At 41.2% G+C, this 13,208-nt stretch carries 14 protein-coding genes and 1 riboswitch; of the genes, 9 read left to right on the top strand and 5 right to left on the bottom strand.

Going from position 1 to position 13,208, the window contains the following annotated elements:
• Positions 1-25 precede the first annotated feature (25 nt).
• From NSQ52_RS18295 to NSQ52_RS18275, 5 genes are all read left to right on the top strand, one after another.
• On the top strand, positions 26-1,453 hold the full coding sequence (locus NSQ52_RS18295; protein WP_342473727.1) for a right-handed parallel beta-helix repeat-containing protein: 1,428 nt from the start codon (positions 26-28) through the stop codon (positions 1,451-1,453).
• Positions 1,454-1,570: 117 nt separating this feature from the next.
• A riboswitch (SAM riboswitch) is annotated at positions 1,571-1,680 on the top strand.
• A gap of 173 nt (positions 1,681-1,853) precedes the next feature.
• Positions 1,854-2,972 carry a sugar ABC transporter substrate-binding protein gene (locus NSQ52_RS18290; RefSeq protein WP_007497873.1) on the top strand — a complete coding sequence of 373 codons (1,119 nt, stop codon included), beginning with the start codon at positions 1,854-1,856 and terminating at the stop codon, positions 2,970-2,972.
• A 72-nt stretch (positions 2,973-3,044) separates the two neighbouring features.
• The gene (locus NSQ52_RS18285; protein WP_056704098.1) at positions 3,045-4,541 is read left to right on the top strand and encodes a sugar ABC transporter ATP-binding protein; all 1,497 of its coding nucleotides are present in this window, start codon (positions 3,045-3,047) and stop codon (positions 4,539-4,541) included.
• On the top strand, positions 4,538-5,551 hold the full coding sequence (locus tag NSQ52_RS18280) for an ABC transporter permease (protein WP_017368303.1): 1,014 nt from the start codon (positions 4,538-4,540) through the stop codon (positions 5,549-5,551). Before NSQ52_RS18285 ends, NSQ52_RS18280 begins: the two co-directional genes overlap by 4 nt.
• Before the next feature lie 93 nt (positions 5,552-5,644).
• Positions 5,645-6,277, top strand: coding sequence for a GTP pyrophosphokinase family protein (locus tag NSQ52_RS18275; RefSeq protein ID WP_007497867.1), 633 nt, complete (start codon positions 5,645-5,647; stop codon positions 6,275-6,277).
• Between the two features lie 50 nt (positions 6,278-6,327).
• On the opposite strand, the gene NSQ52_RS18270 is transcribed toward NSQ52_RS18275, so the two are convergent.
• Complete coding sequence (locus NSQ52_RS18270; protein WP_017368302.1) at positions 6,328-6,477, bottom strand: hypothetical protein; 150 nt, start codon at positions 6,475-6,477, stop codon at positions 6,328-6,330.
• 19 nt (positions 6,478-6,496) lie between these two features.
• A complete protein-coding gene (locus tag NSQ52_RS18265) occupies positions 6,497-7,582 on the bottom strand; it encodes a tetratricopeptide repeat protein (protein ID WP_212359576.1) in 1,086 nt (361 codons plus the stop codon).
• A gap of 529 nt (positions 7,583-8,111) precedes the next feature.
• On the opposite strand from NSQ52_RS18265, the gene NSQ52_RS18260 reads away from it, so the two are divergent.
• The 3 genes from NSQ52_RS18260 (at position 8,112) to NSQ52_RS18250 (ending at position 10,316) form a co-directional block, all read left to right on the top strand.
• Positions 8,112-8,876, top strand: coding sequence for a transporter substrate-binding domain-containing protein (locus NSQ52_RS18260; RefSeq protein ID WP_007497862.1), 765 nt, complete (start codon positions 8,112-8,114; stop codon positions 8,874-8,876).
• Between the two features lie 70 nt (positions 8,877-8,946).
• Entirely contained in the window at positions 8,947-9,591 is a 645-nt protein-coding gene (locus tag NSQ52_RS18255; protein ID WP_024719504.1) for an amino acid ABC transporter permease, read from the top strand.
• Positions 9,588-10,316, top strand: a complete 729-nt coding sequence (locus tag NSQ52_RS18250; RefSeq protein ID WP_007497858.1) for an amino acid ABC transporter ATP-binding protein — start codon at positions 9,588-9,590, stop codon at positions 10,314-10,316. The genes NSQ52_RS18255 and NSQ52_RS18250 overlap by 4 nt, the downstream gene beginning before the upstream one ends.
• Before the next feature lie 86 nt (positions 10,317-10,402).
• Here the strand turns inward: NSQ52_RS18250 and NSQ52_RS18245 are convergent, their stop codons facing one another.
• Positions 10,403-10,786 (bottom strand): VOC family protein, encoded by a 384-nt coding sequence (locus NSQ52_RS18245; RefSeq protein ID WP_008345541.1) that lies wholly within the window; start codon positions 10,784-10,786, stop codon positions 10,403-10,405.
• 117 nt (positions 10,787-10,903) lie between these two features.
• Here NSQ52_RS18245 and NSQ52_RS18240 point away from each other — a divergent pair, with 117 nt between their 5' ends.
• Positions 10,904-12,085: a class I SAM-dependent rRNA methyltransferase gene (locus NSQ52_RS18240; protein ID WP_019743483.1), complete on the top strand. Its 1,182-nt coding sequence runs from the start codon at positions 10,904-10,906 to the stop codon at positions 12,083-12,085.
• A 37-nt stretch (positions 12,086-12,122) separates the two neighbouring features.
• On the opposite strand, the gene NSQ52_RS18235 is transcribed toward NSQ52_RS18240, so the two are convergent.
• Together NSQ52_RS18235 and NSQ52_RS18230 are read right to left on the bottom strand one after the other, a co-directional pair.
• Positions 12,123-12,803 (bottom strand): CidB/LrgB family autolysis modulator, encoded by a 681-nt coding sequence (locus NSQ52_RS18235; RefSeq protein ID WP_096882026.1) that lies wholly within the window; start codon positions 12,801-12,803, stop codon positions 12,123-12,125.
• On the bottom strand, positions 12,797-13,180 hold the full coding sequence (locus NSQ52_RS18230) for a CidA/LrgA family holin-like protein (protein ID WP_008345527.1): 384 nt from the start codon (positions 13,178-13,180) through the stop codon (positions 12,797-12,799). Before NSQ52_RS18230 ends, NSQ52_RS18235 begins: the two co-directional genes overlap by 7 nt.
• Positions 13,181-13,208 lie beyond the last annotated feature (28 nt).

The raw sequence follows: 13,208 nt of genomic DNA, 5'->3' as shown, positions 1-13,208 counted from the left end.
AGAGTGGAAGGGAGCAAACAACGAGATGAAACGAATGATATCAGGCGCCTTATTGATTTTATTGATGACCGCCATTAGTTTTGGCTGTCAAGCGATGACGGAGGAGGCTGGTGCGAAGCAAGGTACTGCCTATTACGTCGCAGCAAATGGGAACGACAAACATCCAGGGACAAAGCAAAAGCCTTTCCGTACGCTGAAAAAAGCGGCAAGTATCGCGAAAGCTGGGACAACAGTTTATATGAGAGGCGGTACATACAAAGAGAAATTGATTGTCCGCCATTCTGGAACAAAGAAAGCACCAGTTGTTTTTCAAGCGTATGGAAAAGAGAAGCCTGTCATTAGCGGAGCATCTCTTAAAGGAAATCAAGCAGACGGTGGTCTTGTGAAGATTGATCAAAAGAGCTATATCACCCTGAAAGGTTTGACAATCGGTCATATTAAAACGAATCAAGAAGATGTGACACCCATCGGTATATTCATCACAGGAAGCGGCAAAGGCGTCAAACTGCTTAACAACCGTGTGTACGACATTCAGACGACACATCAAAATGGGAATGCACATGGCATTGCGGTCTATGGAACGAAAGCACCTGCAGCCATTGAAGACATCGAAATCAAAGGAAACACTGTGGAAAAGTTAAAGCTAGGTTTTAGTGAAGCCCTTGTGCTAAACGGAAACGTTAAAAAATTCCGTGTGACACATAATACAGTCCGGCATACGGACAATATCGGGATTGATTTAATTGGTTTTGAGAATGTCGCACCTTCTAAAAAGTATGATCAAGTGCGAAATGGTGTCGTATCTAGAAACAAAGTTTATGAGATTACGAGTGTTGGGAATCCAGCGTACGGCAAGGACATCTCCGCAGGAGGAATCTATGTGGATGGCGGGAAAGACATCGTGATTGATCATAACATCAGCCATCATAATGATCTTGGGATTGAGGTCACAAGTGAACATAAAGGGAAGATGGCCGAACGCATTCGCATTGAGCACAATCAAGTATATTTAAATCGTTATACAGGCATCTCCATTGGCGGCTATGACAAGAAGCGGGGCGGAACCACAAACGCGACCATCTCCCATAACATTTTGTACAAAAATGACACAGCCGGCTTAGAAGGCGGTCAATTGCTCATGCAATATCAATCGGTGAACAATCGAATCACGAATAATATCATGACAGCCAGTGCTTCGCATTACTTAGTTGTGAATCTTTACGAAGTGAACAAGACGAATACATTCCAAAAGAATGTCTACGATGACCGCAAAGGTGCAAAAGCCTCACAGTGGGTATGGCGCGGGAAATGGCTGGAAGGCTACAAAACGTATCGCTCGAAAAGCGGTCAAGATAAAGGATCAGCACACCTTAATCCCCAATTTGTGAATGAGAAAAAATATGATTTCCGTCTTAAGGCATCATCACCTGCTAAGAAAATCATCGGCAGTTAAACAAAGCATTCGGTGCAAATGATCATTTTAGAAATTTTCAAAAAAGTCATTGACATTGATGAGACATCACATTAAAGTAAAGAAGACATTTCAACTAAAACAAATTTCATAACGGATCTCTTATCAAGAGAGGCAGAGGGACTGGCCCTATGACGCCCAGCAACCGTTTCTATTTAAGAAATTGGTGCTAATTCCTGCAAAGCTGTTACAGCTTTGACAGATAAGAGAGGAAGACTTCCCGATACATGTTTCATGCAACGGTGATCAAGCCTCTCTTTATCAAGAGAGGCTTTTTTTGATCTCTTTTTTTAGAATCAAACGACTGGGTTCACAGGCATATTTCCACTTCTTTACCTAGTTTTCCGATGTGAAAAATAAAACAACTTGAGGAGGAACAGCAATGAAACGTAAATATTGGACATCATCTCTTGTATTATTGACGGTCCTGACCGTGCTATTATCTGGTTGCGGTACGGGATCAAGCGCAGGCTCAAAGGCTAATGCAAACGAAAAGGTCTCCTTTGACAATGTCCCGAAGCGATTTGCAAAAGGACAGGGAGCAAAAATTAAAGTCATCCGTAAAATTGGCGGAGACGATCATACTGCTCAGTTTTTAGCAGGAACGAAGGCAGAAGGTGAAGCGTTAGGCTTTACAGTAGATGTCTACACGGCAAATGGTGATACGGCGAAGTTTCATGATGCCATTTCTCAAGCACTAGAAGAAAACTATGATGGCTTTATCATCTCTCATGGGGATGATGAGGCGACAGTCGCTGATGTGAAGAAGATCACAGCGAAAGGCATTCCAGTTGTGGCGTTTGATTCAAATCCGAAGCTGAAGGACATCAAAGGGGTCACAGTGACGTCTCAAGATGACGAGCAATTAGCGAAAAAATCATTAGATGCACTCGTGGCTGATTTTAAAGGGAAAGCAAATATTGCGTATCTTTGGGTAGACGGATTCCCTCCAATGGTGAGACGAAACAAGGTGTACCAAGAAACGCTCAAACAGCATACAGGAATCAAGGAACTTGACCGATTTGGCGTTGCGGCCTCTGATACATCAGTTCAAACACAAAATGCGGTTGCGGCTATGCTAAATAAATATCCAAAGGGGAAACTGGATGCGATTTTTGCCACGTGGGATGCATTTGCGATTGGTGCCGCAAGAGCTTTAAAAGAAGCAGGGAGAACCGAAGTGAAGATTTACGGTATTGATGTGTCTAATGCCGATCTGCAAGAAATGACTGCGAAAGACAGTCCTTGGAAGTACACTGCCGCTGTCGATCCGAAGCTCATTGGTGCAATCGACGTAAGGATTCTTGCGAAGAAACTAGCTGGCGAGAAAACGCCATCTTCCTATGACCTTGAGGCCTCTCTCATTTCACAAAAGCAGCTTCAGGATGCAGGAAAGGCCATCAATATGGTCAATCTTGCAGATGAAGTAAAAGGATTCGGATCATCGACTGCTTTTGAAGAAGACTGGATGAAGACCTTGAAGAAGCATTATGCAAAATAAACAACGTGCACTCTCTTTTCATAGAGGGTGTTTCGTTTTTCAATTGACGATCAGGAGAGAAGGAGGACACCTATGACAACGCCGCTTGTTCATATGAAAAACATTTCGATTGAATTCCCAGGAGTCAAAGCGTTAGATCAAGCAAATTTCACATTAAAAAAAGGCACAGTCCATGCCCTGATTGGGGCGAACGGCGCTGGGAAGTCAACGTTAATGAAAGTTCTCTCTGGTGCTCATTCACATTTTGAAGGAACCATCCACATCAATGGCGAGGCGGCGACCATTCATACACCGAAGGATGCGGCCTCATACGGTGTGCAGACCGTCCATCAAGAAGTGGATACAGCTCTAGTGCCATATTTAAGTGTTGGCGAAAATATGATGATTCATGAAATGGAGAAAAAACCATTCGTCCGTTGGAAAGAGATTCACCGCAAGGCAGCACAGCTGTTACAAGAGATGGACATTGACATCTCAACGAAGCGTCTTGTGAGTGATTTGACACTGGCAGAAAAACAAATGGTGCTCATTGCCAAGGCTGTGTCGATCAAATGCAGCATTTTAATTTTAGATGAACCAACCGCTCCACTTAGTCATGCAGAAACAAGCAAGTTATTCTCAATGATTCATCAATTGAAAAAGAACGGCACAGGCATCATTTTTATCTCGCATCGCATGCCGGAGATTTTCAACATCTGTGATGAACTGACTGTGATGAAGAATGGAACTGATGTGGCGGCGCACCTCATTAAAGAAACAGATCCAAAGCAGGTCATTGAAGAAATGCTTGGCGCGCCATTAGAGGATCAATTCCCATTCCGTACACCGCTAGAGGATGCACCGATTGTGCTTGACGTGAAAGAGTTGCATGACCAGCATAAATTAAACAACATTCATCTTCATGTGAAAAAAGGAGAAATTCTCGGGATTGCAGGACTAGTCGGTGCTGGTAAAACAGAATTGTGCAAAGCCCTATTCGGCGCCTCAGAAAAAAAGTCAGGCACTGTGCAGCTGCATGGTCAAACCATTCATATCAAGTCGCCTCATCACGCTGTGAGAGCGGGTATTGCCCTTGTGCCTGAGGAACGGAGAAAAGAAGGGATTCTAACAGAAGAAACTGTTGGATGGAACGTAACAGCTGCAAGTCTACGTTCGTTTACACGGCCGTTCAGCTTCTTACATCGTTCTAAGGAACGGAAGGCAGCAGATGGAATCGTCAAGCGGCTTGGCGTCAAGACACCTTCTCTTGAAGCGAAGGTGAAGCATCTATCCGGTGGAAATCAACAAAAGATTGCTATTGGAAAATGGCTGTTGGCTGAGGCGGATGTCTATCTCTTTGATGAACCAACCAAAGGTGTAGACGTTGGAGCCAAAAAGGACATTTTCTCCCTCATTGCAGAACTAGCTGCAAGAGGAAAAGCGGTTATTTATGCTTCAAGTGAGCTTTCAGAAATTGCAGGAATTGCCGACCGAGTATACGTCTTATATGATGGCAGCATTGCCCGGGAAATGACGGCACCAATGACTGAAGAAGAGCTTTTATATCATTCAACAGGAGGACAATCATGAGTGAACGACAAGTTTCAGCCCCAGTTCAACAAATCAAGAAACAGCGGCCATCCTTTCATCTGTTTGATTTCTTTTATCAATATGGCACCATCTTAACGATTGTCGTATTGATTGTTGTCTTTGCGGCAGCCAATCCGGCATTTTTACAGTCAGGAAATATCATCAACATTTTACGATCGATCTCGATTGTAACCATCATTGCGGTAGGGCTGACGATCTCCCTAGCAGTGAACGGCTTTGATTTATCTGTAGGCTCAGTTGCTACGTTATCAAATGCAATTGTGATCTCCATGTTTGTATGGTTCTCGCAAAACCCACTCATTGCGATCCTTTCTGCGCTGGCGGCTTCTCTTATTGTCGGTTTGCTGAATGCTTGGATGATTGTCAAAATGAAGATTCCAGATATGCTCATGACACTAGCCATGATGTTTATCATTCAAGGGCTCGCACAAACCTATACGAAAGGTGCGACCATTTCTGAAAATATGGTGCTGCCTGATGGCACTTTTTCAACTGGCACCATCCCTGCCTTTTTCAGCAAGATTGGGCAGGTCCCCTATATCATTTTGATTATGGCGGCCATTGTGCTTTTTGCCCATGTTTTTATGACTTACACAAAGCATGGGCGATTGATGTATATCATTGGTGGAAATAAAGAAGCCGCTCGATTATCTGGTATTCATGTGAACAAATACAAAATCGCAGCATATTTGTTGTCTGCTTTATTTGCGGCGATCGGTGGTATCGTGCTGGCATCAAGGGTGATGACAGCAGAAATTAACGCAGGAACGCCATATTTAATGGATGGGGTAGCTGCTGCTTTTATCGGTTTTTCAGTCATGGGAGCAGGTAAACCAAACGCATTCGGTACGTTTATTGGTGCGGTACTCATCGGTATTTTGCAAAATGGACTTGTGATGATGTCTGTCCCGTATTATGCAATGGATATCGTGAAAGGATCTGTGCTTGCACTGGCACTCGCGCTGACTTATTACAAACAGCGTGGCTAAGATGTATTTTTTTAAAACCATTTACGTCCTCTCTCCGTCTAGTAAACGGAAAGCAGTGTAACAGCTGTTTGCCAAAAGGAGATGACAAAAAGAATGAATATGTCAGCAACTCATGTAGAAGATTTGAAAAGTGTCATGGAAGACTGGAAAAATGAATTATTAGTATATAAATTTGCATTAGATGAAATGGATACAAAGTTTTCGATTATTAGTCAGGAATATAATTTAATCCATGGACACAACCCAATAGAGCATACAAAATCACGGATCAAATCCTTTGAAAGCATCGTGAATAAACTAGCGAGAAAAGGATGTGACATCACCACACAATGTGCCAAGGAGTACATACATGATATTGCTGGTGTCCGCATCATCTGTTCGTTTATTCAAGATATCTATAACATTATTGATGTTCTGAGGCAAAGAGAGGATTTAAAGATCCTTGAAGTGAAGGATTACATTCAGCATCCGAAACCAAATGGCTATCGAAGTCTTCATTTAATTGTTGAGATTCCTGTTTACTTAACGAATCGTGTGGAGCATGTGAAGGTTGAAATTCAGGTGCGGACCATTGCGATGGATTTCTGGGCGAGTCTCGAACATAAAATCTATTATAAACTGCAAAACGATGTTCCTCATCAGCTCACCGATGAACTAAAGGAAGCGGCAGATATCGCTCACTACTTAGATGAAAAAATGCAAAATATCAAACGAGAAATTGATTAACCAATAAAAAGAGTAGCTGTTTTGAATGACAGCTACTCTTTTCAGTCTTATTAAGGGTTGGTGCCTCGATCTCTCTTTTGAATGATCGTACCGTCATCTTGCGATTGTGCAGACGGGCTGCCTTTTTGTGTAGAAGTGCCAATCCAAACACCTGTGAACAAGAGCGCAAAAATCGCACTTGAGATCAGCCATTTTTTCATCATACATCACTCCATCTTCTTAACAAGTTTTGAATGACAATGCCTTGTTCTGAAAATAAATCGCTTCTTTCGGAAGACCATTTTCAGTTAAGTAGGCGGCTACATCCTGACAGATAGCCTCAAGATCAACAAGGAAATTCATAGATTCTAATTGATCACAATAAGAAATGATCTGCTCAATCATGTTGTCTGGCTGGAGCATCAATGTTTCTAAAATGGATAATTTAAGTGAAATGTTTCGTTGTTTTAAATTTTCTGCTTTTTGAAGTGAAAGCTGTACATAATAGTGGAACAAACCAGGCTTTTTCAGCTTAAACAGCGCTTTCGTGTAGGCATACAAGGCCAGTAAATAGCCGCCTGGAGAAGAAGTTTCGAATGCCTCAATCAATAAAGCCTTTTCTAGGAGCGGTACAGCTTCACTGTATTCATTTCTTAGACTTTTAATAAAGGCTGCATTGCAATACGCGTGACCAAGTAAATCTGGATCCTCCATCTGTTCGAGTGAGTGAATCACCTGTCCAAACAAAGCTTCTGCCTCTTCATATTTCGATTGATCCGCATAATTCAGAGCAAGCATCATTTGACAGCTGATTGATTTTTTCACATAACATGGATCTGCGTCGTAAATAGACGAAGCCTTTTTTAAGTGGTGGATGGAGAGAAGTGTGGATCTTATATTATAGTATAGACATCCTGTTTTATAATGGAATTCTGCCTTTTCAATGTCATCATGTACGAGATCTAATTTATCCTCGGCCAATTTCAAATGGTGAAATGCTGTATCTTGATTCCCTCTGCGCATTTCATACATGCCTTTAAAGAAATAGAAATAGTAGCTGAGCATATCATCTGTACGAATCGCATTTTCATCCACAAAAAGACTGTGATCTAACGAAGCTGTATCTTCGACTAAATCTTTGAAACGATATTCTAAAAGTTGATAGTAGAGTAAGACGTCTTGATTCTCTTCCATTCGATCAAATGCTTGAAGAATCTCTTCTTTTAGCTGTATTGCTTCTTGTATGTCTCTTTTTTTCATCAAGACATACCAGTCATTTAGCATATTTGCTACATCAACGGATGACAAAACACCTGTTTCTGCCAATTGGTATCCTCCTTTCTTCACCTATTCATTTCTGCTGATTCTTATTTGTCTGAATCATCTTTCCATATTAAGTATCTTCTTATATTTTAAGCGGTCTATCTCAATTTGTAAAACATGTTTTTTGATGTAAATTCAACCAGTAGTGAAAAAATTAGGGAGTAACGATTGAATTGTATACGCTTACATTTTTTTAGGTAAAAAGAGGATATTGAAAAAAATATATCAGAATATCAATAGAGGAAGAGAGACAGTGAAAGAGGGTTTTTTCATAGGTGAGAAAGAAGTGGTATTAATAAAGGAGTGTTCGCGGTTTTTTGTGAGATTATATCACATGAATATTGTGAAACATGCTTCTTTCAGAATAAAATGAGTTATTCGCAAAAAAGTAAAATTTAAAGAGACTATCGATCTAGAATTGTATGGATCTTTGGTATTGATAAAAAATATCACACAGTATAGCTTTAGCGTGGTATAGTAAGATTGTTGTTGCGAATATTTAGACAAAACTGACAATTGGGGGTCGTGTTTTATGAAGAAATCGATGCTACTGATCATGGGACTAATTGTTGTGCTCGTCATGGCAGCCTGTGGTTCAAAATCAGACAGCGGTTCGGGAGAAGGCAAAGGCACATATAAAATCGGGATAGATGTAACATATCCGCCATTTGAATTTGAAAAGGGCGGTAAAACTGTGGGAATAGACGTTGATTTAATTAACGCCATTGCGAAAGACCAAGACTTCAAAGTGAAGCTTGAAGCAATGGATTTCTCAGGGATTATTCCAGCGATGCAAGCAGGTCAGCTTGATGTTGGAATGGGTGGTATGAGTATTACAGATGAGCGTAAAAAGAAAGTGGATTTCTCAGATCCATACTTCGACGCTGGTCTGACAGTTGTTGTGAAAAAGGACAGCAGCATCAAATCGATTGATGATTTAAAGGGGAAAAAGCTAGCTGTTAAAAATGGGACAACAGGTGCAAAATTTGCAACAGATAACGCAGACAAATATGGGTATGAAGTAGTTCAATTCAATGACAGTCCATCTATGTTCCAAGAAGTATCTAACGGAAATGCAGATGCTTTAATTGAGGATTACCCTGTCATTACGTATGCGATCGCACAGCAAGACTTGAAATTGAAAACAGTTGGAGATCGCTTGAATGGAGACCAATACGGGATCTCAGTGATGAAGGGGAAAAACCAGGACTTATTGAAGAAAATCAATAAAGGGCTGGAAAACCTAAAGAAAAACGGTGAATATGACAAAATTATTGAGAAATATTTGAAGTCATAACACAAGCGAGGCGCGCTCAGAGCGCGCTTTCTTTATGTGTCAACCGTATGTGAATTAGGGAGGGAGAAACATGGATACGATTGTTAATGCATTTCCGTATTTAATGGAGGGTTTGCAAACCACTTTATATATCTTTGTTGTTGCTATCATTTTAGGTTTTATCATCGGGTTGATTGTGGCGCTATTCCGCCTGTCACCATTTAAAATCTTGAACTTTATTTCACTCGTTTTTGTCAATGCCATTCGAGGTACGCCATTTATCGTACAGCTATTCTTCATTTATTTTGGGCTAAATACACTTGAATTCATTTCACTTGACCGAGTGCCGGCAGGGATTATTACAGTAGCGATTAACGCAGGAGCTTATTTCTCAGAAATTATTCGTGCAGGGATTCAGTCCATCGATAAAGGACAAACTGAAGCCGCACGCTCTTTAGGATTCACAGGTGGACAAAACATGCGCTTTATCGTCCTTCCACAGGCATTTCGCCGTATGCTTCCAGCCATTACTAACCAAGCCATCATCAGTTTGAAGGACACCTCTCTTTTATCGATTATCGGTATTGCTGATATCATGCAGCGGGGACAAGTTCAAGCATCGGCTACCTTTGATCCTTTGAATGTCTGGCTCATTGTCGGTGTCATTTATTTCGTGATCATTTATTTACTTTCTCTACTGGCTAGCTACGCAGAAAGGAGATTTGATGTGAAATGAGTATGATTACGGTGAAAAACTTAAAGAAATCCTTTGGTGACAACGAAGTTTTAAAGGATATTAATGCAGTCATCGAGGAAAAAGAGGTTGTATGTGTCATTGGTCCTTCAGGATCAGGGAAAAGCACATTTCTAAGATGTCTCAATAAATTAGAGGATATTACGGCTGGGGAAGTTGTTGTCCACGGACATACGATTACAGACCCAAAAGTGAATATCAATAAAGTACGACAAGAAGTTGGTATGGTGTTTCAGCACTTTAATTTATTTCCTCATAAAACCGTGTTAGAAAATATCACGATCGCACCGGTGAAAGTAAAAGGGATGGAGAAGAAAGCCGCAGTCGATAAAGCATTAGACTTGCTTGAAAAGGTCGGCTTGAAAGACAAGGCCAAAAGTTACCCTAACCAATTATCTGGTGGACAAAAACAGCGTGTTGCCATTGCAAGAGCTTTGGCGATGGACCCGAAAGTGCTCTTATTCGATGAGCCGACATCTGCTCTTGACCCTGAGGTCGTTGGGGATGTTTTAGCTGTTATGAAACAATTAGCAGTCGAAGGAATGACGATGATTGTCGTCACACATGAAATGGGCTTTGCAAGAGAAGTGGGAGACCGCGTGATCTTTATGGATGGTGGATATATCGTCGAAGAAGACAAACCAGAAGCACTCTTTGGAAACCCACAGCATGAACGTACCAAATTGTTTCTTAGTAAGGTGCTATAAAAAAAGAGTAAGAGCAGGTATGCTCTTACTCTTTTTCTTTGTGACGAGAATGAATATACCGATTCGCATGCATTTCCTAGGAAATATTATCGTTGGAAGAACTCAATCCACTCTTGGTCTGGCCCTCGGAAAAAGAAGTAGCAATAGCCATTAGGTAATGTTGTGATTTCTTCATCTATTAGCTCAATTTGCAGCTTTTGAATACGGTTGAATTCAGCGTGAATATTATCTGTTGTGAAGGCGAGGTGGTGGACCTTTCCTTCAGATGGAAGGTCGCTGCTATACCCTTGAATGAGTTCAATTTCCGTTTCCGCTTCGTCTTTAAAGCCAAGAAAGGCAAGTTCAATGACTCCGTTTGTATGAGTGATGCGATCCTTTAATTTCATGCCCACCACTTTTTCATAAAAATCAATGGACTGATCAATATTTGTCACCATAATCCCTGTATGATCTAAGCGTAATGTTGTCAAAAAAGAGCCTCCTCTATGTCGAGTTGATATTTTTCTCCTCATCTTATCATAATAGAAGTAACGTATACATTCATATGGTAGGATAGAGAGAGTCAATTTAGGATAAGGATGACACAAATGAAAAAAATCTCATTAAAACAAACATTTGCAGAACAAGTGAAAAAGGGATATCCGCTTATTTCAAAAGATGCTGTGTCGCGTGTGAACGGTGTACAGGAAGGCGAACTCATTGAATGGGTAGATGAAAGAGGCTCTTTTTTAGGGAAAGGATATTATGGTGTGCAAAATAAAGGCATCGGTTGGGTGCTTTCCTTTGACGCTAACGAAAAAATAGATCAGGCCTTTTTTGTTTCTAAACTTGAACAGGCATCCAAAAGCAGAACGCATCTATTTCGTGATGCACAGACGACGGCTTTCCGTGTGTTCAATGGGGAAGGGGATGGAATTGGTGGAATCACGATTGATTATTATGATGGATTCTATCTCATCCAATGGTATAGCGAAGGTGTTTATACATTAAAAGAAGATGTATTGGCTGCGATTGAGCAGGTGTACCCTGACTATAAAGGCATTTATGAAAAGAAGCGATTTGATACGTCTGGACAATATATCGAAGATGACGATTTTGTAAAAGGGGAGAAAGGTGAATTTCCTCTTATCGTCAAAGAAAATGGGATGAACGTGGCGGTTTATCTAAATGATGGTGCGATGACAGGTATTTTCCTTGATCAGCGTCATGTGCGAAAAGCAATTCGAGATCGCTATGCAAAAGGAAAGACCGTCCTTAATACGTTCTCTTATACCGGCGCTTTCTCTGTAGCAGCAGCGCTTGGCGGGGCAAGCCGTACGACAAGTGTAGATGTTGCAAACCGCAGTTTGAAAAAAACATCTGAGCAGTTTGAAGTGAATGGCATTGATGTAGACGGGCAGGATATCAAAGTCATGGATGTCTTTAAATATTTCCCGTTTGCGGCGAAAAAAGGCTGGAGCTATGATGTCGTGATCTTGGACCCACCTTCCTTTGCACGAACGAAGAAACACACATTCAGTGCAGCGAAGGATTATAAGAAACTATTAAAAGAAGCCATCCAGATCACAGCTGAGAACGGCGTCATTGTGGCGTCAACCAATAGCAGTGCATTTGGGATGAAAAAGTTTAAAGGATTTATTGCGCAGGCCTTTAAAGAATCTGGGAAAACGTATCGTATTCTTGAGGAATATACACTTCCTGAGGACTTCCGTACAACGAAAAATTATCCTGAGGGGAACTATTTAAAGGTTGTCTTCATCCAAGCATAAGAAAAAGCCATTTTCCGATAAGGGGAAATGGCTTTTTCTATAAGGCAAACGACATCAGGATAGGCGCTGCACATAATGTAATAATGGCCGAAATGATCATGGACACACTTGAGATCGTGCCTGAGACCGAGCTCAGTTCAAAGGCCTTCGATGTGCCTGCACCATGTGCTCCTGTACCAAGCAGAACGCCCATTGCAATGTCATTATCAATACGGAAATAACGGATAACCAATGGCCCAATGATTGAGCCAAATAATGCTGTTAAAATGACGAAGACAGCCGTAACGGACGGCATCCCGCCAATCATTTCAGACACACTCATCGCAACAGGTGTTGTGACGGATCTTGGGACGAGGCTCTCGATCAGGCTCGTATCCAAATGAAACAATTTGGCGATAAACGCTGTTGATAAAATCGCAACGATAGAACCGCAAGCCACATTCAAAATAATTTCTACTGCATGCTTCTTCAGAATGTGAAAATACTTATATAAAGGAATGGCAAATGCCACAGTGGCAGGTTGAAGCATATTTGTCAGCCATTTTCCGCCTTGATTGTAAGCATCGTAAGGAATGTTCACGATTAACAGCAAGACCACAAGAACAACTGGTGTCACAAGTAAAGGGGAGACATAGACTTTCGGATGACGTTTATAAACCGCTTTTGATCCGATATAGATCAGAATGGTTAGGATCAAGAATAGTCCGCCAACTAACATAGCTTTTTTCGTTCCTTTCTTTTCGCAATCATCTGCGTCATCATGCCAGTCGAGAGCATGACCACAAAGGTACTAAGTAAAACCACAAGGACAATACTTGTGCCAGATTGAGAAAGTAATGTTCCGTAATCAATCACACCTACTGCTGAAGGGATAAAGAAGAGCAGCAGTTCTCCGAGCAGCCATACGGCGCCAAGTTCAATCCATTTTAATTTAATGATGTTAAAATGAAGTAATAAGAAAATGACAAGAATGCCTAAGATCGTGCCCGGAATTCTTAAATGCAAAAAGGCCGCCAGCACATTCATCAATTTCGCAAAAGCAAATAAAGCCATAATCTGAAGGGTAGCAATCAGCGACGTTTTGAGCAATTGCACTTTCTGTTCACTCCTTTTTCTATATAAA

It is taken from the genome of Bacillus sp. FSL W8-1141 (assembly GCF_038593205.1).
GTDB classification, from domain to species: Bacteria; Bacillota; Bacilli; order Bacillales; family Bacillaceae; genus Bacillus; species Bacillus altitudinis.
The sequence above is the reverse complement of the archived record's forward strand: the minus strand, read 5'-3'. Positions and strand labels throughout refer to the sequence as shown.

Bases quoted from the DNA above. Each gene is read 5' to 3' on its own strand.
- NSQ52_RS18295 (WP_342473727.1), top strand. From the start codon at position 26: ATGAAACGAATGATATCAGGCGCCTTATTGATTTTATTGATGACCGCC.
- NSQ52_RS18290 (WP_007497873.1), top strand. From the start codon at position 1,854: ATGAAACGTAAATATTGGACATCATCTCTTGTATTATTGACGGTCCTG.
- NSQ52_RS18285 (WP_056704098.1), top strand. From the start codon at position 3,045: ATGACAACGCCGCTTGTTCATATGAAAAACATTTCGATTGAATTCCCA.
- NSQ52_RS18280 (WP_017368303.1), top strand. From the start codon at position 4,538: ATGAGTGAACGACAAGTTTCAGCCCCAGTTCAACAAATCAAGAAACAG.
- NSQ52_RS18275 (WP_007497867.1), top strand. From the start codon at position 5,645: ATGAATATGTCAGCAACTCATGTAGAAGATTTGAAAAGTGTCATGGAA.
- NSQ52_RS18270 (WP_017368302.1), bottom strand. From the start codon at position 6,477: ATGAAAAAATGGCTGATCTCAAGTGCGATTTTTGCGCTCTTGTTCACA.
- NSQ52_RS18260 (WP_007497862.1), top strand. From the start codon at position 8,112: ATGAAGAAATCGATGCTACTGATCATGGGACTAATTGTTGTGCTCGTC.
- NSQ52_RS18255 (WP_024719504.1), top strand. From the start codon at position 8,947: ATGGATACGATTGTTAATGCATTTCCGTATTTAATGGAGGGTTTGCAA.
- NSQ52_RS18250 (WP_007497858.1), top strand. From the start codon at position 9,588: ATGAGTATGATTACGGTGAAAAACTTAAAGAAATCCTTTGGTGACAAC.
- NSQ52_RS18240 (WP_019743483.1), top strand. From the start codon at position 10,904: ATGAAAAAAATCTCATTAAAACAAACATTTGCAGAACAAGTGAAAAAG.
- NSQ52_RS18235 (WP_096882026.1), bottom strand. From the start codon at position 12,803: ATGTTAGTTGGCGGACTATTCTTGATCCTAACCATTCTGATCTATATC.